Raw genomic sequence first — 21046 nt, forward strand, 5'->3', positions numbered from 1 at the left:
GGGCCGGTCGGCCGTTCGCGGTCAGACGGGGACGGGGACCTGGCGGCAGTCCTTGGGCGGGGCGCCGTACGCGGAGTGGAAGGCCCGGGTGAAGGTGGCGTGGTCCTTGAAACCCCAGCGGGCGGCGATCCGGTGGATGGGTACGTCGCGCTGCACGGGGTCGGCGAGGTCACGGCGGGCGTGTTCGAGGCGCTGTTGGCGGATCCAGGCCGCGAGGGTGACCTCGCGGGTCCGGAACAGGCGGTGCAGATAGCTGACCGAGATGTGGTGGGCGGCGGCGACGGTCTCCGGTGACAGTTCCGGGTCGTGCAGGTGCTGCCGTACGAACGTCTCGACGCGCAGCAGCAGGGTGCGCTGCTGCGACTCCTCCGGCACGGCGCTGTCGGCGTCGAGGTGGTGGGCGACGACGGCGGTCAGCAGGTCGTGCGCGAGCGCGCCCAGCCGGGGCAGGTCGCCGGTCCGGTAGGCGGTGGAGTCGGTGGTCATCTCCGCCAGGAACCGGGTCAGCAGGGCCCCGAACCCCGTCCGCCCGGACAGCGGCGTGGCGAGCAACCGCGCCAGGCCGTGGCCCGACAGCCCCAGCGTCGCCCGGGGCAGATGGGCGCGCACCAGCGTCGCCGTCTCACCGCCCGGGACGATCCGCAGCCGGAAGGGCCGCGAGCTGTCGTACAGCGCGAACTCCTGCGGGTTCAGCACCGCGTCGCGGCGGGACTGACTCACGACGACGTTTCCGTCCAGGGAGAGCATGACCGAGAGCAGTTCCGGGTCGGCCTGGCGGATCAGCTTCGGTGTGCGCAGCACGTCGAAGGTCGACACCGTCAACTCCACGACGTTCACGGCCGCGAGGTCCAGCATGCGTATGGTCGCCCGCAGGTCCTCGGAGGTGTCGCTGACCGGACGCATGGGGTGCGCGCTGTTGACCCAGAGGTCGCTGAGGCGGCTCAGCCGCTCCTCCGGCGGCAGGTCCTCGCTCCGGAACAGCGTCTGGATCATTCGTCGCACCCCCTTGGCGCGACTTTAACCGGTGCGACCGGCGCGGGGCTTACGGAGCCGGGCGGTCCCTCTCGCTTCCGGCCACCGGCGGCCGGGTAGTCACCCGCGGGCGACGGGATGGTTGAGCGGTGGACGGCCGCGGGATCGCGCGGCGGGCGTTGGGCGAGTGTTCGGCGGGCGTTCGGTGGGCGTTCGACGAGGGGAGGCAGGCGGAGGGCGGCGATCCGCAGTGAGTTTGAGCCAATATCGGTGGAAACGTACCGTTCGGCGCGAGGGGCTGCGAACGTAGCTGCGTTCTCGGTCCTGTTGTCGTGGTCGGTAGGGGTGTGTCCCGCCGGCCTTTCGTATGTACGTGCGCGACCTGCCCTTGTCTCAACGCCCGCCCCAGCAGAGGAGACCGCCCCCCATGAACACGCATGCCTCTTCCACGGAGCAGAAACAGAAGCAGAAGCGGAAGCCGACGGAAGCGCAGACGGCGGAAGGCCGGTGCGAGTGGACGCAGGACCGTTACAGCGAGGGGATGTTCAGCCACGCGATCGGCAGCGAGCAGCAGCGGCTCGACCTTCTGCAGTCCGTGCTGGACGGGCCGACCCGCGCCCGCTTACAGGCGCTCGGCCTCAAGCCGGGCGACGAGGTGCTCGAAGTCGGCGGCGGCCGGGGGTCGGTGGCCCGGTGGCTGGCCGGGCAGGGCGCGCGGGTGACCGTGACCGACCTGGACACCACGTATCTCGACGACCTGGCCGAGCAGGGCATACGGGTGCTGCGGCACAACATGTACACCGAGGACTTCCCGGCCGGGTCGTTCGACTTCATCCACGCCCGGTACGTGGTGGTCCATCTGCCCGATCCGGACCGGGCCATCGCGCGGCTCGTACAGTGGCTGCGGCCCGGCGGCGTACTGCTGGTGGAGGAGCCCGCGTCCTTCTCGGTCATGGACTCCCCGCACCCGGCCTACCGCACGGTGATGCACGCCTTCCGCACCCACCTCGAACGGTCGGTGGGTACGGACACGGTGTGGGCCAGGACGCTGCCGGTGCCGTTGCAGCGGGCGGGGCTCGGTGACGTCGGGTTCGACGCGCGCGTTCAGCTGATCCACGGCGGTGACAACGAGGCGCAGTGGTGGCAGCTGTGTCTGGAGCAGTCGCGCCCGGCGATGGTGGCGGCGGGGCTGGCGGCGGACGCGGACTTCGAGGCGGCGTACCGGGAGTTGGCGGCGCCCAGCTTCCACGACCTGTCGCTGACGGTGGTGACGGCGTGGGGGCGTAAGGAGGCGTGACGGGGGCCTCGGGCCGGCTGCTCGCGGGGGCGGGGTGGCCGGCTCGGGGCTCGGCTCGTTGCACGGCTCGCTGTAGGGCTCGTTGCACGGCCGGCCGGGGGCGGGGGCGCGTCGCGGATCGTACGGTCATACGTACGATCCGCCGCTCCCGTCCCCGGCCCTCTCGCGTGTCGTGGGTCGGGCGTCGGGCGTCGTGTGCGGCCCGGTCAGACCGCCGGGATCGCGACCAGGTGATCGCCCGCGATGCCTGCCTTGTCGGGGTGGTAGAACTCCTTGATGGCGGCGACCCAGATCGGCACGGTGATCCGATCGGAATCCGTCGGCCCGAAAACGTCGAAGAGGGCGTGGATGTTGGGGAGGGCGAATCCGATGGCCGTCATGAGGGCGACGAATACCGGGCGTTCGACCAGTCCGTCACCGTCCGGGTCCCCCAATGCGGCGAGCGATTCGGCGAATTGGGCGATGGCCGCGTCGAAGCGCTCGGGGGCGAGGACGCAGGCGGTGTACTCGTCGAAGCTGATCCGGCCGTCGTGGTTGGCGTCCAGCTCGGTGACCAGCGTCGTCCAGTACTTCTGGAACGCGGCCAGCATCGCGTTCCGCGCGAGGCCGTCGGCGCCGGGCACGGCCTGGACGACGCGCTGGCTCATGAGGTCGAAATCGTCGGCCTCCAGAAATCCACTGCCGTCGACGTCGAACAGATTGAACACCAGCTTGACTCGGTTGATTGCTTCCGTCCGCATCGTGCCTCACCTTTCGCCGGTTTATGGCTGGGCTACGATTTGAGCAGCCATTTTCACTATGGGAGGGTAGCGGTCAGTACGTCCGCCAAAATGATGAGCGTTCATCACAAAGGGTGAATCGGCCGCTCTCACGTACGAGTTGCCCTCGCGGCGCGCGGTGGCACTTGCGCCGCCCTGGCGCTGTTCGGGTCCGGAACGGCCGCAGCCGAGGAGGTCCGGCGGCTGGGGCCGAGGAGGGCCGGCGGGTGTGCGGGGCCGGATGCGGTCGACGCGGAAGGCACGCCAGTCCTCGCGGCGGGCGTCATCGGCCGAGGGGCTTGGGCCCTGGGCGTAGTCGAAGCGCAGTTCCTCGCGAGTATGGATGGTGCGGCCCAGGTCGATCAGGACTTGGGCGTCGACCTGGGGGGTGTGGCCGACCTGGGGAGTGTCGTCGGCCGCCGCGGGCGGTTGGACGGCGGTGATGCGCAACAGGTCGATGCGGTGGCGCAGGCGGGGCGGCATGATCTGGCGGAGGGTGGCCAGCGCGCGGGAAGCGTCTTCGGCGATGGTGGCGCCGGTGGCCGCGGACTGTAGCGCGACGGCCAGGGCGACGGCCTGCCCGTCGTCGAACAGCATGGGCGGCAGGTGAGTGCCGGCCTCCAGGCGGTAGCCGCCGGGCGGACGTTTTATGCATGACACCCATACTGCCTGGAGTACCGGACACAACCTGTCCTCTACCCCTGCCATCGTGGCATACGAGCCGTTCGGGAGGCATCGCCCCTGGTCACGGCAGCGCCGCTCGGCATCGACGGCCGACGGCGCACTTCTGTCACATCGAGGCAAGGAGCAGGTCATGTCCGTCACGACCACCACTCACCTGAACCTCCGGGGCACCGCGCGTGAGGCGCTTGACTTCTACCAGTCCGTCTTCGGCGGACGTACCGTCGCGGTCACCTACAAGGACGCGGGCGCCGTGCGGAACGAGAGCGAGGCGGACTGGGTGATGTGGGGCGAGGTGGCCGGCGACAACGGCTTCCACGTCATGGCCTACGACGTCCCCTCGCAACTGCCCTGGAACCAGGGCGACAACTCGTTCTTCGTCTCCGTGCGTGGCGACGACGCCGAGGAGATCAGCGCCCTGTGGGGAAAGCTCGCCGAGGGCTCGACCGTCGTGAGTCCGCTGGAGCCCGCGCAGTGGGCGCCGTTGTACGGCATGCTCACCGACCGTTTCGGCGTCACCTGGGTCCTGGACGTCACCGCTCCGTACAACGGCTGAACCACCTGACCTGACGTGCCTGCGCCGTCTGGGCCGCCGCATCCACACGGGCGGCGCGGACGCCGCGGGCACCGGACACGTGGAGCAGCGGAAGGCGAGCGCACGCTCGACGCGGTCGAGCAACTGCTCGCCGGCGCCCACCCTCGCCCTCGGCGACGGGCAGGGAAACTCGATGATCACGGAATGTATCGATCCGCCCTCTCTGCCCCCGCTATCCGCAACAGCCTGTCACGCGTCGAGTGCCGCACATACCCAATATTTGAGTTGTCCTTGACACGCGCATTACTCATGGCCAGGATTCCGCTGCTCACTGTGGGCGATGGGGTGTGGGGGGAACGTGGAATTCCGTTTGTTTTGGCGTGCCTTGGGGAGAGCGGGGGCGGTTGCGGCTGTCGGGGCGATGGCCTGGACGGGTGTGTCGCCGCTGGCTGCCGCGGCGGCGGGTGACGGCGGGTCCGTCACGGAGGCCGAGCGGGCGCTGGAGCAGGCGCAGGAGTCCGGTGAGCAGGTCGAGGTGGTGGGGCAGCGGACGGAGAACACCACGACGTTCGCGAATCCCGACGGTTTCACGTTCACTCTTGATCAGTCGACGGTTCCGGTGAGGGTGGCGCGGCAGGACGGTTCGTGGGCGGCGCCGGACGCGTCGCTGGAGGCCCGGAGTGATGGAACTCTGGCTCCCCGGGCGGCTGTTGTGGACCTGGTGTTCTCGGGTGGCGGCAGTACGGCTCCGCTGGTGTCGATCGGGCACGCGGGCCGGGCGATGTCGCTGACGTGGCCGGGCACGCTGCCGGTCCCGACGGTGGACGGTGACAGCGCGGTGTACGCCGATGTGTTCCCGGGTGTGGATCTGCGGCTGACGGCGACGGCCGGGGGCTACCGTGAGGTGCTGGTCGTTAAGACTCCGGCGGCAGCGGCCGATCCGAGGGTCGGGCGGATCGAGTTCGGCATGAGCAGTTCCGGGCTGGACGTCAGAAGCACGGCGGGCGGCGGGCTGAGCGCGGTCGGCAACGACGGCCAGGAGGTCTTCACCTCTCCGCCCGCTCAGATGTGGGATTCGCACGCGGACACCACCGGTTCCGGCCAGGCGCGAGCTGCGGGGAGGAGCGCCGAGTCGGCCGGCGAGGACCCGGCGTCGTCGGCGGAGGCCCCCGGCCCTGGCGCCGGCACGGCGTCCGCGCCGATGGACATCTCCGACGGCACGCTGACGGTTGTCCCGGATCACGGCATGCTGTCCACCGCCGACGCGGACGCGTTCCCGCTGTACATCGATCCGGACGTCGCGCTGAGTTCGGGGGCGCCGACGCGTACTTTGCTCCGCAGTGACGGCTACAGCGACTACGCCTGGGACAACGACGACTCGGACGGCAACAGCCGCGGCAAGGGTGACGGGCACTGCGGCACGTGGAACGGCTACTACTGCGGTCCTGGGTACACCCAGCGGCTGTACTTCCAGTTCACGCCGGGGTCGCTGAAGGGCAAGAAGGTGCTGAAGGCGACGTTCCGGGTGACGTCGCCGTGGGCGTTCCAGTGTGCGGCGCGGACGACGGATCTGGAGCGTACGAACAACATCTCCTCGTCCACGACGTGGTCCTCGCGGCCGAAGGAACTGGACTTGATGGTGGACCGGTCCTTCTCGGCGGGCCGGGGTTCGGCGTGCGACCCGGATTCCCCGGCGGCGCCGATCGAGTTCACCGACAACCCCGCCGAGACCAACGAGAATCTGACGCCGACGGTCGCGGACTTCGCGGCGGGCAAGTTCGCGAAGCTGACGCTGGAACTGCGGGCCCATGACGAGAGCGACACCTCGGCGTGGAAGCGGTTCAAGAACAACGCGGTGCTGTCGGTGAACTTCGTGGGCCTGCCCGCGCTGCCCACCAAGATCGGCGTCGTGGCGGGCAGCGGGACGGTGTGCTCGACCAGCAGCTCCAGTCCGTCGGTGATCTCCGACCCGACCCCGGCACTGAGCGCGGTACCCCAGACGGCCGCGGGCGGTGAGTCGGGAGCCAGGCTGCGGGTGGTGTTCAGCGTGGACAAGTACACGGCCTCCACGAGCACATGGGCCAGCGCCTTCGGCGATCTGCTGCGTCCCAGCGCTCCCCAGTTCGCGGGCGACAACGTGCCCCCGGGTAGCGTGTCGGCGCCCACGCTCACCGACGGCACGCTGTACCGGTACGCCGCCTGGACGCGTTCGTACCAGGACGACGGCACCACCTACCTGGCCGGCCCGTCGAACGCCTCCACCTCCGGCTACTGCTACTTCAAGATCGACTCGACAGCGCCCAAGGCGCCCACGGTCACGTTCACCACCACCTACACCGAGTGCCTGCCCAACGCGTGTGTACCCGGCGGGGGCCCGGGGATCAGCGGGAAGGTCACCTTCGCGGCGGCGGCGGGCGAGACCGTCACCGCCTTCGAGTACAAGCTGTCGCCCAGCGACACGTGGGTCACCCTGGGCGCGGGCGTGACGTCCCTGACGGTCAAGCCGCCGGTACCGGGTACCTACCGGCTGGACGTACGCGGAAAGGACAGCCTGGGCCGGCCGGGCGCGGAAACGGTCAAGGACTTCGTCGTCGCCGCGGGCTCCGGACCGGTCGGGCAGTGGCACTTCGACGAGAACAGCGGCGCCGCCCTGGACTCCTCCAGCACGGTCGCGGCCGAGCAGGACAACGCGACGCTCTCCCCCACGGGTGCCACCCGTGACAACCGCGGCCGCAGGGGCGAGATCCTGCACGACGCGGCCGGCGCGGCACTGACCACCCCCGTGACGGACAAGGGCCTGCTCCTGAACGGGACCTCCGGTTACGCCGCCAGTGCGAACGCCGTGATCGACGCGCGGGCGTCGTACACGGTCTCGACCTGGGTCCGGCTGGGCACGAGCACGGTCCGCACGATGGGCATCGTCAGCCAGCAGGGCACCTCGGTCAGCCCGTTCTTCCTGTCCTACGCGGCCGACGGCGTCAACGACTGGAGCATCAGGGTCTACTCCTGCCCGACACCGACCACCTGCGCCTGGAACAAAGCGCGTTCCACGGTCAAACCGGTGCCTGGGGCGTGGACACATCTGGTCGCGGAGTACGACGCGACGGCTGGGCAGCTCTCGCTCTACGTCAACGGCGCGTTCCAGGCCTCGGTGCCGGCGTCCGCCCCGAACGAACCCAACGGGCCGCTGCAGTTCGGCCGCGACACCTGGGGCGGCAACCCGGTCGACTACTTCGACGGAAGCATCGACGAGACCCGGGTATGGCAGCGCGCGCTGACACCCGAGGAGATCACCGCCGAGGCACATTCCCTCGACGCCGCCGGATACGGGAACACCGAACTCGTCGCGGCCTGGAACCCCGCAGGCGGCAGCGGCACCACCCTCACCGACACCACCTCCGGCTACGGCCGCACCCTGACCCTGACCGGCGGAGCAACACTCGACGGCGATGCCGTCGTTCTGAACGGCACGAACGGGTCGGCGAGCACTTCCGGTTCGGTCGTGGACGACCTGGGTTCGTTCACCGTGACAGCCCGCGCCCAACTGGACGAGACCGCCCTCTTGACGAAGCCCGTCGGTTACACCGCCCAAGTGGCGGGCCAGCGTTCGGCGAGCGGCGCCTCCTGGGGCCTGTGGTTCAAGCTCACCGGGACGGCGACCGTACTTGACGACGACGCCAATATCGTCAACGTTCCCGAGGGGCAGTGGCTGTTCGGACGGGTGAACACCGACGGGTCATTGACCGGCGCAGCATCACCGGTTGAGGCGCTGTCCGGTACGAGTACGGACGTTTCGAGGCAGATCACGGGTGTCTTTGATGCCCAGTCGACGACGGCGAGCCTGTATCTGGGAGACATCGAGCAGAGCACGCAGTCGTACACGGCGGTGGTGGGTTCCGGTGACTTCACCGCCGGCCGGGGCTATGTCAACGGAGTGTGGGGCAACTATCTGCCCGGCCGTATCGAGGAGATCAGGGTGTGGTCCGGAGCGATGACCGACTCCGACCAGATCGGTGTCGTGGTGGGCGACTGACCGCCGGAGGTGGGGCGAGGGCGGCCGCTTCAGCCGCCCCGCCCTCCGACCGGCGCCGACAGAACTTGTGCGTGTGCTGTCCGTAATTCGGTTCGTGGAGCGTCCGTGGCAGATGTCCGGACGCCATCGACTGGGGGGTTTGCGTCGTGGGTACTCGGTCCGGCACCACTCGTCCGCTGTGGAGCGTGCTGTCGTTCCGTGGGGCGAAGAACGCAAGCGCTCGCGGCTCCGGCCGGCTCAGGGCGGTCTCGGTCGTCGCGGTTGTCGCACTCGCCGTTCCCCTCGGCCTCACCCCGATGGCGCACGCCGCTCCGGGGCCGCTGGGCCGGCCGGACCTCCCCGGGCAACGGTCGGTCAAGGTGCACACCGTCGGACCCGGCGCGAAACAGGCACGCAAGCACGTGGCCGACGCCGAGGCGGCCGACAACTCGCGGGCCCGGCGCGCCCTGGCCGAGCAGACCACGGCCTGGCCGAAGGGCGGCACGGCCCGGATACGAATGGCGGGCGGCACCGGCCCCACGGCGGCGGGCGGCCTTCCGGTGGCAGTCAGCAGTACCGGGGGAAGTGACACCGGCGGCACCGCCGAGGTCACCGTGCTGGACCGGACGGCCACCGCTGCCGCCGGGGTGCGGGGCGTCCTACTCTCGGTCCGGCCGCAAACCGCCGGTACAGCGAGGCTATCCGTCGGCTACACGTCGTTCGCCTCGGCGTACGGCGGTGGCTGGTCAGGGCGGCTCCGGCTGGTGGAGTTGCCGGGCTGCGCGCTGACGACACCGGATCTCGCGGAGTGCCGTACCCAGACGGCGCTGGCATCGGCCAACGACCTTTCGACGCAGTCGGTTTCCGCGAGCGCCCCGCTGACTACAGGCGCGGGTGCCAACTCGTTCAACGTGTTCGCCCTGACAGCGGGCAGCGGGGCATCGACGACGGGCAGCGGTGACTACACGGCCACTGCCCTGTCGGCGTCGTCGAAGTGGGAGGCGGGCGGATCGTCGGGATCGTTCACCTGGTCGTACGCGATGCAGGAACCGGCTGCCACGGCCGGCCCGGCGCCCTCGGTCTCGGTGTCGTACGACTCGGGAAGCATCGACGGCCGCACCGCCTCGACCAACAACCAGGGGTCGCAGGTCGGCGAGGGATTCGGGCTGTCCACCGACTCCTATGTCTCCCGGCAGTACGGCAGTTGTGACGACGACGGGCACGCGGACGTCTACGACCAGTGCTGGAAGTACGACAACGCCTCGCTGGTGCTCAACGGCAAGTCGACCGAACTCGTCAAGGACGACACCAGCGGAGTGTGGCGGCTGGCCGACGACGACGCCTCGACGGTCACCCAATCCACCGGAGCCGACAACGGGGACGACGACGGCGAGTACTGGACCGTGGTCACCGGCGACGGCACCAAATACGTCTTCGGCCTCAACAAACTGCCCGGCGCCGGGACCGAACGCACCAACTCCGTATGGACCGCCCCCGTCTTCGGCGACGACTCCGGCGAGCCCGGCTACAGCAACGGCTCCGCGTTCGCGGACCGCTGGCTGACCCAGGCATGGCGCTGGAACCTGGACTACGTCGTCGACACACACGGCAACGCGGAGACCTACTGGTACACCGCGGAGACCAACTACTACAAGAAGAACGGCGCCACGACCGCGAACGCCAAGTACATCCGCGGCGGACACCTCGACAAGATCCTCTACGGACAGCGGTCCGACACCCTGTTCAGCGCGACCGCGACCGACCAGGTGGCCTTCAGTTACGAGGAGCGCTGCTTCGCCACAAGCTGCTCCAGCCTGACCGATGCCACCTCCGACAACTGGCCGGACGTGCCCTTCGACACGATCTGCGCCTCGGGCGCGTCGGACACCGACTGCATGTCGGAGGCCCCCGCGTTCTTCACCCGCAAGCGTCTGACCCAGGTGCAGACCTCCGTGTGGTCCGGCACCGGCACGACGTACACCCCGGTCGACAAGTGGGTGCTGACGCAGGAATTCCAGGACCCCGGTGACATCGGGGACACCTCGGACCAGACGCTGGTACTGAAGTCCGTCAAGCACACCGGTCAGACGGGCACGACGACCGCGCTCGACCCGGTGTCCTTCACGTACCGGATGCTGCCGAACCGGGTCGATGCCACGGACGACATCCTGCCGCTGAACCGGCCGCGCATCGACACGATCACCTCCGAGACCGGAGCGATCAGCACGGTGTCGTTCGCGGCGGCCGAGTGCGTGCGGGGTTCGCACATGCCGGCTGCCGAGGACAACGACACCATGTCGTGCTATCCGGTCTACTGGCACATCAACGGTGCCGAGGACGCCGGCCTCGACTGGTTCCACAAATACCGGGTGCAGGGGGTCTTCACCTCCGACCCCGCCGCCGGCAACGAAGCGGTCGAGCAGTCCTACAGCTACGCCGACCCCGCCTGGCACTATGACGACAGCCCCTTCACGCCCGAGGACGAGCGCACCTGGTCGGTCTGGCGCGGCTACGGAACGGTGACCGTCTTCTCCGGCGACAGCGACCACGTCCGGTCCAAGACCGTCACCCGGTACATGCAGGGCATGAACGGGGACAAGCAGAAGAGCGGCATTCCGCGCAGCGTCACGGTCGGCGGCATCAGCGGCACCGGCCTCACGGTCTCCGCCGTCACCGACTCCGACCAGTACGCAGGGTTCACCCGTGAACAGGTGACCTACGACGGCTCCACGGCGGTCTCCGCGACCGTCAACGACCCGTGGTCGTCCAGGACCGCCACGCAGCACAAGTCGTACGCCGACATCGAGGCGTACTACATACGCACCGGCAAGACCTACTCCGACACCTACCTCACGGTGCCCGCGAAGTGGCGTACGAGTTCGGTCGCCACCACGTACGACTCCTACGGCATGGCCGTCAAGGCGGACTCCGCCGGTGACACCGCCAAGAGCGGCGACGAGACCTGCACCCGTACCTGGTACGCCCGCAACGACAGCGCGGGCATCAACTCCCTCACCTCCCGGGTCCGTACGGTGGGCGCGGCCTGCACGGCCTCGGAGGCGTCACTGTCCCTGCCCGCGTCCACGGCGACAGCCGGTGATGTGCTCGCCGACTCCGCGACGGTGTACGACAGCGCGACCGCGACCGCCTGGTCGGCCACGCAGACTCCCACCAAGGGAGAGGCGACCTGGTCCGGACGGCCGGGCGGCTACCCGGCATCACCGGACGCCAACGGCGAGCGGTACCCGAGCAGTTGGCAGACCACGGGCAGGTCGACGCTCGACGACCTCGGCCGGGTGACGTACACGGAGGACGCCGCAGGCACGCCCAGCACCATGGCGTACACCCCGACCGGGGCCGGTCCGCTGACCCGCACGATCGCCACCAACGTCGCGACCCAGAAGGTGACCACCTTCTACGACGGTCTGCGCGGCCTGCCCACCATGGTCTTCGACGTCAACACCAAGAAGACCGAACTGGCCTACGACGGACTGGGCCGGCTGACCGGGGTCTGGTTCCCGAACCGGTCCAAGTCCAGCGAGAGCGCCAACACGACCTTCGACTACCACGTGAGCCGCGACGCCCAGCCCTACGTCACCACCTCGACACTCGGTCTGAACGGCACCCGCAACACCAGCTATCAGATCTACGACGCGCTGCTCCGCCCGCTTCAGACCCAGACTCCGACCCCGACGGGCGGCCGTCTGCTCACCGACACCCGGTACGACTCGCGGGGTCTGGCGTACGAGACGTTCTCCGGCATCTTCGACAGCGCCGGCACGCCGAACGGCGAATACGCCCGGGCCGAGTACGGCGGCGCTCCCACCCAGAACGAGTTCACCTTCGACGGCGCCGGCCGGACCACCTCGGACACCCTGCTCGTGTACGGCGTGCAGAAGGGCGCGACCGTCAGAACGACGTACACCGGCGATTCCACGGCCACCAGCGCCCGCACCGGCGGAAGTGCCGCCCGGGTGATCACCGACGCGCTCGGCCGTACCACCGAGCGCCGTGACTACGCCGGCACATCCCCGGCGGACGCCGACTACGGAGGCACCGCACCGCTGCCGGGCCACACCACGACCTTCTACGGCTACACACGTGACGGCAAGCCGAAAACGGTGACCGGACCCGACAATACGCAGTGGTCTTACGGGTACGACCTGTTCGGCCGCCAGGTCTCCGCCACGGACCCGGACATGGGCACGACCACCACGGCGTACACATCCCTGGACCAGGTCGACTACACGCAGAACTCCGCAGGGAAGACCGTCCTCTACGGATACGACACACTTGGCCGCAAGACCGGCGAGTGGCAGACCAGCAAGACCGACACCAACAAACTCGCGGCCTGGACCTACGACAGCGTGGCCAAGGGGCAGTTGGCCTCCGCCACCCGCTACGACGGGGGCCTGGCCGGCAAGGCATACACCCAGAAGGTCCTCACCTACGACTCCCTGTATCACCCCACGCAGACCGAACTGGACCTGGCCCCGACCGATCCGCTGGTCACCTCCGGGGTCGCGCAGTCCAGCTACACCTTCGCCAGCGCCTACGGCGTGGACGGCAGCCTCACCCAGGCCCAGGCGCCCGCGGTCGCGGGTCTGCCCCAGGAGTGGGTCAGCTACACCTACCGTCCCACCGGTCAGATCGACACGGTCTCCGGTGCCAGCGGTTATCTGCAGAATGTCAGCTACTCGTCGCTCGGGCAGCCTCAGCTGCTCACCCTGGGCACCTCTGCCGCGACCGGCGTGAAGAAGGCGTACATCTCCAACGAGTACGAGGCGGGCACCGGCCGCCTCACCCGCTCCTCAGTGACCGACCAGACGCACGCCTGGATGCCGCAGGACCTCAACTACTCCTACGACGACGCCGGCAACGTCACCAAGATCACCGACCCCACCACACTGGGCGGCACCGCACAGGCCGACACGCAGTGCTTCGGTTACGACGGATACCGTCGGCTGACCAGCGCCTGGACCCCGGCCGACGCCAACTGCGCCACCACCACAACGGGCGGAGCGGCGCCGTACTCGACCGGCTACACCTACAACCCGGCAGGACTGCGGCTGAGCGAGACCCAGCACCCCGCCGGTGGCACCACCACCACGAACTACTGCTACAACGACACCGCGCATCCGCACGCCGTGACCGCGACCACCGCCGCGGCGAGCTGCGTGGGCGTCACTCCCAAGTACGTCTACGACAACACCGGCAACACCACCACGCGCCCCGGTGCCACGGGAAGTCAGACCCTGGCGTGGAACAGCGAGGGCGATCTCACCACCACGACTGAGGGAACGAAGTCGACCGGGTACCTCTACGACGCCGACGGCAACCTGCTGCTCCGGCGGGCGAGCGCCGGCGGCGAGTCCGTGCTGTACCTGGGCGCGACCGAGCTGCACACCAAGACGGTGTCCGGAACGACCAAGACCTGGGCGACCCGTACGTACACGGCCGGCGCCGACGGGCCCGCCATCGCCGTACGATCCAACCAGTCCGGTACGACCCAGCTGTCCTGGCTGGTCGCGGACCAGCACGGAACGTCCAGCCTCGCGATGGACGCCACGACCCAGGCCATCACCAAGCGCTACAGCACCCCGTTCGGCGCGCCCCGCGGCACAGCTGCCACCACCTGGCCCGACGACAAGGCGTTCCTCGGCCAGCCCGCCGACACCGGCACCGGCCTCACCCACATCGGCGCCCGCGAATACGACCCGGCCATCGGCCGCTTCCTCAGCATCGACCCCCTCCTGGAAACCGACAAACCCCAAACCCTCAACGGCTACACCTACAGCGCCAACAACCCCGCCACCTTCAGCGACCCCGACGGCATGGGTGTCATGGAATGCATGACCGGTGCGTTGTCGAATTGTGCCGGCGGTACGCCGACGGCATCGTCGACCTACGACGAAAAGCGCGACCCACATAGTGGTTCGAGTACCGGGAGCAGCTCCGCTTCCATTTACACGGGCCCGCCGGCTGGACCGGCCGCGCCGACGTGCGGCTGGTGCATTCTGCAGCCCTATGTGGCACCCTATCGGCCCATGTACCAGTTCGATTTCGGCAACCTTCCTTATCAGGGAATCATTGATGACCCTGCGGCGGACAACAACGACATGTCCCGAATGTTGCTCTACCACTGGCTCTTCAATAACCTTGGTTCTCATCCTGTATTCCATGGTGGCGACGCGATCGTCACTGAACTGTCGGGGGCAAAGGATGTGGTCGCGGCTCGCGACAGTCTGCTGAAGGGCCTGTCCCAAGGGTCTTCATCAGGTATATCCATCAGGCACACGGATGTTGGTCCGCACGGAAACTGGAAGGGATTCGCCGCCAAGTTGGCCGGTCATATCGCCGGACCACCGTGGGACCTTTCCGGCGCCCTGTCCAACGGGGTCGCCGGAGAGTCCAACTGGGCTGAGGCGTTCATAGGCTCGTACTCGGGCCGGGCCCATGTGGTCCCAGGTGGAGACAAGGGAACAATAAGGTTGCAATTCACTATCAAGAACACATCGGACTGGAACTCCGCAACCAAAATAATACCCAGGCGCAAAGGATCTGCTAAGGTCCTTGGGCTCGGTGAGCGGTCGGACGAGACCTTCACCTGGACCGAGCAATGGGCTGTGGGTACGCTCCATCCGAATCCGTCCTATTTTGTCATCGGCCCCTACTGACCTCCAGCAGGTGTTCCAGGGGATGGTCGAACATGTACAGCGAACTTAGTTGGAGTTGGATTCTTGGAGATCACAATGGGCATTTCGAAGGAGATTCCTCGGACTGCAGAGAGAATCTTCAAGGGGGTCTTCGCAGTTATTTCCTGTGGTGCCCTGCTCGGTGCCTGCAGTTCTGAAGAGCCCTTCTCGATCTCTCGTGATCAGGTAGTCGGGACCTGGGAAAGCAAAGACGCGGGGAAAATCTCGCTGTTGTCCGACCATCGATTCACGACTTCCGGCCTCAAGTTCAGGCATGATATTGTCGAGGGCTGCGAGCGCGGCCTGGTATCCGGAACCTGGGCCTTCTACAGCGATGGGGACCACGGCGTGAGCGACTATTCGAAGACGGCGGGGCCAACTCTCGGCCTCGGCTTTGACAGCAAGAAAAATGACTGTTTCTTCGATCTCGATGCTCATAAATCAAAAGGTGTCATCACACTGTGCATCACCATCGACCCGGATGCGGTGTGCGGGGGCGGGGCAGAATTCACCAAGCTCGAGGAACCCGCGCGGAAATCGGACTGACAGGGCAATGAGCCCTTGCCGACCTGCCGATGGAGCTGCGCACTTGGGCTGACAACGTGGTGAAGCCCCTGCTAGATGGGTTTTCGACCAAGAGAACCGTCTCCACCAGAGGCCTCGTGTGCTTGTCCACCCGTCCGGTGTGGACGTGTCCAGCTCCACGCTCCGCTTGGTCTCCAGGCAGCTGCGGCGGCAACGCCGTACGCTCAGCTTCCGCTGGCGGAGGCTGAGCGCCGGCCGTCAGGTTCTCCTTGCGCTCGCCCACCTGCGCATGGGACACGCCTACGCCCAGCTCGCCGCCGGATTCGGCGTCGGCATTACGACCGTATACCGCTACGTCACCGTGACAGTCGACCTCTGGACCGCCCTGGCCCCCACACCCTGTCTGACGCCGTACGCGCCGGGTCGACAAAGGCGTCCGTGCTCCTGAACGGCACGTTCCTGATAGACGCTCGTCCTGAGCAAGGTGATGTCAGCGCAAGACGTCACCCGGACCCTCGCCCTGGTCGACGGCATCCCACCGTCGTTGGCCGCAGGGGACGACCCCGCAACCGCTCGGACGCCCTGCACGGCGACAAGGGGAGACAGCAACCGCAACCGCCGGGAACCACGGCTCCGGCGCATCCTGCCGGTCCTCTCCCGCAAGGGCGGCCACCGCCGGCCTGGGCATGCTCCGCTATGTCGTCGAGCCGACCTCCGCCCTGCTGCACGAGTTCAGGCACCTCGCGACCCGCTGCCAACGACGCCTCGACCTCCACGAGGCCCTCGTCGCACTCATCTGGGGACCCATCTGCTGGCGGCGGCTGAAGACCCCAACCCGGCGATCGTGTGACGAGTTCCGCGCGATCGTTGCGGCCGCTCCCGTGTGGTTCGCGGTCACAGCCCTGAATGCGCCCGACCAGCGCGACGACCCGGGCGTCACCCTCATCATGGGCGGGATCGGCGTGGCCGTCCTGGGAGTCGCGCTCATCCTGCTCGTACTGCGGATGCTGCTCGCCCAGGCCGTCGCCCGCGACGTCGAAGCGGCGCAGATGCAGGCCGAGCTGGACGAGCTGATCGAGGCCGAACGGGACAGCCTGCTCGATCTGTCGCGTACTGCCGCCGACCATCGCTGCCGTCTGCTGCGCGTCCGCGTGGTGGAACAGCCGCTTACGCCCTGCCTTCACTGGGAGTTGCACCTGCTGCGTGTGCGGGCCCAATGCGGCGAACTCATCAGTGTCTTCGGACCGGAGCACATCGCACGCTACGAACACAACGACCCGCTTCCGGAGTTGATCACTCCGGGCCCGGACACGGTCTACGACATCGGGTACAACACCAAGGGCGAGGCCGACGGAGCCGTGCGCTACGTGGACCCCGACATCAGGAACCGCACGGCCGACTTCATCGGCAGTCTGTACGAACTCGGCGAAGACGTGGAAGAGTTCTTCGCCCGCCAGGTGGCCGTCCTGCATCCGCCGCAAGGCGCCTGAGGCTCGCGCCGAAGAACCCCCGGTCAGGCAAAACGAAGAAGGGGAAGATGCCCGGCGGCGAAGAAGAACCGTCCGCCGCCCTGCCCTCGCACACCAGCACCGTCCGCTCCTCGCTCTCCGGCAGCATCGCCCACGAGGTCGTCCAGGCCCGCGATGTCCACGGCGGACTGCACTTCCACGCGCCTGCCGACGTATCCCCGCGCCCCGTGCCCCGGCAGTTACCCGCAGGCGTCCACGGATTCGTCGACCGAGCCGCCGAGAGCCGCGCGCTGGACCGTATGGTGGCCCGCAGACCCGGCGACGGCTCCTCCGGCGCCAGGATTCTGGTGATCACCGGTACCGCCGGCGTCGGCAAGACCTCCCTGGCGCTGCACTGGGCCCGCGGCGCCCATGAGAGCTTCCCGGACGGCCAGCTGTACGCGGACCTCCACGGCCACGATCCGCAGGTCCCCGTCGCTCCATGGCAAGTGCTTGAGCGGTTTCTGCGGGCCTTGGGAACACCCCCGACGGCGGTCGCAGCCGACAACGAACTCATGGCGGCCGCGTTCCGCTCCCAGGTGGCCGGCCGCAGACTGCTCCTGGCACTGGACAACGCCGCGACCGCGCCCAGGTACGTCCGCTGCTGCCCGGCACCGAACAGTGCCTCGTTCTCGTCACCAGCCGTCACCGGCTCACCGGTCTCGGTGTCCGCGAAGGTGCGCGGCACCTGACGCTCGGCACGCTGGAGGAGGACGCGGCCGTCGAACTGCTGGGCTCCGTCATCGCCGTACGATCCAACCAGAGCGGTACGACCCAGCTCTCCTGGCTGGCCGCGGACCAGCACGGAACGTCCAGCCTCGCGATGGACGCCACGACCCAGGCCATCACCAAGCGCTACAGCACCCCGTTCGGCGCGCCCCGCGGCACAGCTGCCACCACCTGGCCCGACGACAAGGCGTTCCTCGGCCAGCCCGCCGACACCGGCACCGGCCTCACCCACATCGGCGCCCGCGAATACGACCCGGCCATCGGCCGCTTCCTCAGCATCGACCCCCTCCTGGAAACCGACAAACCCCAAACCCTCAACGGCTACACCTACAGCGCCAACAACCCCGCCACCTTCAGCGACCCCGACGGCATGGGTGTCATGGAATGCATGACTGGCGTCATCACCGGATGCAGCAACGGCGTACCGACCGAGAAGTCGACCTATCACAAGGACCGTGATCGACAGGCACCCAAGACATCCAATGAAAGCGCTGGCCAGTATCCTCCGGTGCAGGCGGAGGACGCAAATCGGAAACCTTGGGGATCTGAGAAGCCCACAAGTAAGGACAATGAGACTTTCTACAAGGCTTCAGTGTTCGCCATGAGCTACATGGCCTTCATGAAGAATGGCAACGCGTATACCTTGCTCGAGCACTGGCTGGAGAACGACGGTACTCCAATGTATATAGACGTGACGCAGATGATGAACGATCTTCCCTCCTTGAGGGATAACATCGGAGGATACCTTCGCGTTGGCACCTTCGATTCAGGATGGAAATCATCTGGCGTCGTCAAGGACATTGGCAGGAGCGATGCAAACGCGCATTCTGTACGTGACTGGTATTACGCTTTGAATGGGTACCAGTACAGAGTTCGAGGGCATCTCAACTCGAAGGGCGGAACGCTGCATGGCTCTGTGACGGTGAATGTCTACAAGCGCTACAACTGGGGCAATCCTGCGGGCGGGACACACCGCGCCGACGTTGGGGCAAAGATATACGGTCACATAGTGGGGCCGAAGTTGGTGCAAAATGAGATGGCTCACCTCAACACCGTGGGACTGGCCCAGGACTTCGACGTTCTTGGGGAAGCGAAATTCAACGTTGGGTGAGAAATTCGAGGGACGGTGCTCAATGGGCAAGGGCTGGGGCCGAGGAGCTGCCGTGCTTGTTATAGCGGCCATGGTCGGGACGAGCGTTTGGTATTTTTTCATCCGCGCCGACCGATTCCCGCATGAGTATTCCGCCGGGGGTTCCACGGTGTCCCTCGATAGCGCGCTGTCCGAGCACAGGATCACCATCCCGTCTTCCGCGTCGGGGGTCGGGTACTACGCGAACGACGAGGTCGAGGACCACCTTCTGCGTTTGGATTTCGTGCTCCCTTGCGGCGACGTGCAGTCAATGATGGAGATAAACGGACTACTGGCCGTCGACGGTCAGACCGGACTGTCCGATGCCTCAGTGGTGACGGATGCCAGGGAACACGGCTGGAGTCGACGCTCGGACGACGTCTTCGCCGAGCGCCCGAAGAGCCCGGCCCTGGGAGAGTTGACTGCGATGTTCGCGCACGAAGCCGGGACCTGCCACGTCTACTTGGACGCGCTCATCTGACTGCGGCAATGTCATCGTTTGCCGTCAGCAACGGTCCCCTTCCACGGGGGCGCACGGGAGCGGGGCTGCTGCTGGGAGGGGGCAACGCCTCCAGGGTCCGCGGCTCCACGATCATCCCGGCAGCATCATGATGGGCCCGGACTGTGGTCGAGCCCACGCTGACCAGCGACAAGTCCACCAGGCCCCGCTTCGCCGCCTCAGCGATCGCACCCTGGAACACCGCGGTGAACACCCCGGCATCCCGCCACCGCCGAAACCGGCCGCAAACAGTGGACCAGTGCCCGAACCGTTCGGCCAACTCCCGTCACTCAACCACCAGGTCGTCATCGACGCCGACACCCGGCTCGTCGTCGCGGTCGGCAAGCCGCTGCCCGGCAACCGCAACGACTGCCTTGCCTGGGAGCAATCCGGCGCCAAGGACGCAGTCGGCCTGACGCCCACCGTGATCGCCGACGGCGGCTACCACAGCACCGGCCCGGTCATCCCGCACTACCGCAGACACAAGGACAAGATCCCGGCCGACTGGAAACAGGACCACAACGCCCGCCACCGCCACGCCCGTGCGCGCGTCGAGCACGTCTTCGCCCGCATGAAGAGCTGGAAGATCCTGCGCGACTGCCGCCTCAAGGGCGACGGCGTCCACCACGCCGTCCTCGGCATCGCACGCCTGCATAACCTCGCGCTCACCGGATGACGGAAACCCCGCCGGCCAACCAGCCCACCGAAGATCAATTGCGGGAACAACCTCTAGCACGGCGCACGTCCTCCTGGGAGTGGCGCAACGGGCTCGTGGTCTGACATCATCCGCGGCCTCCGGGCAGGAGGACACTGCCCGGAGGGCCGCCGTTCTTTGCCACTCCCGCTCATGAGGGGCGCTGAGCTGACGCGCGGTCACTACTTCTCCAACAGCCAGGTCAACTTCGCGCTGGTGATGGTAAGTACATCCACTCTCAATTCCGTGACCGCAACTGATCATCCCAAAGAGACTTTCCACGTCCCAAGCTCCGAACTTGAGATGAGACACTCGCATTTGCATGTCTCACCCCGGCCCTGCGGGAGCAGCTTCTCAGGGGTGGATTTCCCAGTCGACGCTGTGCCGCCCGGAGGAGTGCGCGTACTTCCGGGGCCGGTAATCCGTGAACGGCGTACCCGCTTCGAAGCAGTCGGCGAACCGTTCGAGCAACTCGGCGACGCCGGACGCCCATTCCGTGGCGTCGATGTCACCCGACCCGATGCCCATCTCGTAGACGCGACCGTACGTCGGCCCGGGGCGGTGGTCGACGAAGACAACGCCCGCGTCGTTGGAGTGCGCGATCGGCACCCATTGGTGGGGGTGGCCGTTGAGTTCGCCCTCCTCCCACAGGTCCGACGCGATGTTCTCCTCCCCGAAGTCCACCAGGTTCACGTGCTCCGAGGCGATGCGGTCCGTGTGGTTGAGCCGGTACCCCAGCAGAAAGGCCCCGGGCTGGAACGGGTCCCGGTCCCCCGTGGGTTGCAGCTCGGCGACACCGTTGTGCCGCTCCAGCAAGGCCCTCACCTCCGGGTGGAGCCGAAAGCCGAGTTGCGCTTCGAGCCTCGTCAACTCCTCGACGCTGGCGGCCGGTTGGAGGGCGACGAAGTCGGCGGGCGAGTACGCCGACAGCTGGGACGAGAAGCGCCCCCACGCCTGATCGAACGCCACGAGGTCGGTGCGAGTCATGCCGTAAAACCTAGGGTGCGCCACT

General features: G+C 67.6%; 11 protein-coding genes and 5 pseudogenes. 11 read left to right on the forward strand and 5 right to left on the reverse strand.

Going from position 1 to position 21046, the window contains the following annotated elements; all coding sequences use genetic code 11:
- Positions 1-21: 21 nt before the first annotated feature.
- Positions 22-993: a helix-turn-helix domain-containing protein gene (locus OHA30_RS07290; RefSeq protein ID WP_328912975.1), complete on the reverse strand. Its 972-nt coding sequence runs from the start codon at positions 991-993 to the stop codon at positions 22-24.
- Positions 994-1399: 406 nt separating this feature from the next.
- Between OHA30_RS07290 and OHA30_RS07295 the strand changes: the two genes are divergently transcribed.
- On the forward strand, positions 1400-2269 hold the full coding sequence (locus OHA30_RS07295) for a methyltransferase domain-containing protein (protein WP_328912976.1): 870 nt from the start codon (positions 1400-1402) through the stop codon (positions 2267-2269).
- A gap of 206 nt (positions 2270-2475) precedes the next feature.
- On the opposite strand, the gene OHA30_RS07300 is transcribed toward OHA30_RS07295, so the two are convergent.
- Positions 2476-3009 carry an EF-hand domain-containing protein gene (locus tag OHA30_RS07300; protein ID WP_328912977.1) on the reverse strand — a complete coding sequence of 178 codons (534 nt, stop codon included), beginning with the start codon at positions 3007-3009 and terminating at the stop codon, positions 2476-2478.
- 219 nt (positions 3010-3228) lie between these two features.
- Positions 3229-3687 (reverse strand): annotated as a pseudogene (locus OHA30_RS07305) (helix-turn-helix transcriptional regulator); the annotation flags it as partial.
- A gap of 154 nt (positions 3688-3841) precedes the next feature.
- On the opposite strand from OHA30_RS07305, the gene OHA30_RS07310 reads away from it, so the two are divergent.
- The 9 genes and pseudogenes from OHA30_RS07310 (at position 3842) to OHA30_RS07350 (ending at position 19322) form a co-directional block, all read left to right on the forward strand.
- On the forward strand, positions 3842-4264 hold the full coding sequence (locus OHA30_RS07310; RefSeq protein WP_328912978.1) for a VOC family protein: 423 nt from the start codon (positions 3842-3844) through the stop codon (positions 4262-4264).
- A 400-nt stretch (positions 4265-4664) separates the two neighbouring features.
- Complete coding sequence (locus tag OHA30_RS07315) at positions 4665-8276, forward strand: LamG domain-containing protein (RefSeq protein WP_328912979.1); 3612 nt, start codon at positions 4665-4667, stop codon at positions 8274-8276.
- A gap of 146 nt (positions 8277-8422) precedes the next feature.
- Entirely contained in the window at positions 8423-14932 is a 6510-nt protein-coding gene (locus OHA30_RS07320) for an RHS repeat domain-containing protein (protein ID WP_328912980.1), read from the forward strand.
- Positions 14933-14995: 63 nt separating this feature from the next.
- Entirely contained in the window at positions 14996-15496 is a 501-nt protein-coding gene (locus OHA30_RS07325; RefSeq protein ID WP_328912981.1) for a hypothetical protein, read from the forward strand.
- 118 nt (positions 15497-15614) lie between these two features.
- Positions 15615-15937: pseudogene (locus OHA30_RS07330) on the forward strand (helix-turn-helix domain-containing protein); the annotation flags it as partial.
- A gap of 344 nt (positions 15938-16281) precedes the next feature.
- Positions 16282-16965, forward strand: a pseudogene (locus OHA30_RS07335) (DUF6879 family protein); the annotation flags it as partial.
- Between the two features lie 47 nt (positions 16966-17012).
- Entirely contained in the window at positions 17013-17675 is a 663-nt protein-coding gene (locus OHA30_RS07340; protein ID WP_328912982.1) for an ATP-binding protein, read from the forward strand.
- A 131-nt stretch (positions 17676-17806) separates the two neighbouring features.
- A complete protein-coding gene (locus OHA30_RS07345; RefSeq protein WP_328912983.1) occupies positions 17807-18823 on the forward strand; it encodes an RHS repeat-associated core domain-containing protein in 1017 nt (338 codons plus the stop codon).
- A 52-nt stretch (positions 18824-18875) separates the two neighbouring features.
- Entirely contained in the window at positions 18876-19322 is a 447-nt protein-coding gene (locus tag OHA30_RS07350) for a hypothetical protein (RefSeq protein WP_328912984.1), read from the forward strand.
- Positions 19323-19427: 105 nt separating this feature from the next.
- Here the strand turns inward: OHA30_RS07350 and OHA30_RS33915 are convergent.
- A pseudogene (locus OHA30_RS33915) lies at positions 19428-19608 on the reverse strand (IS5/IS1182 family transposase); the annotation flags it as partial.
- An 18-nt stretch (positions 19609-19626) separates the two neighbouring features.
- Here OHA30_RS33915 and OHA30_RS07355 point away from each other — a divergent pair.
- Positions 19627-20016, forward strand: a pseudogene (locus OHA30_RS07355) (transposase); the annotation flags it as partial.
- A 372-nt stretch (positions 20017-20388) separates the two neighbouring features.
- Here OHA30_RS07355 and OHA30_RS07360 read toward each other — a convergent pair.
- Complete coding sequence (locus OHA30_RS07360; protein WP_328912985.1) at positions 20389-21021, reverse strand: SMI1/KNR4 family protein; 633 nt, start codon at positions 21019-21021, stop codon at positions 20389-20391.
- Positions 21022-21046: the final 25 nt, after the last annotated feature.

The organism is Streptomyces sp. NBC_00223, assembly GCF_036199905.1.
Taxonomy (GTDB): Bacteria; Actinomycetota; Actinomycetes; order Streptomycetales; family Streptomycetaceae; genus Actinacidiphila.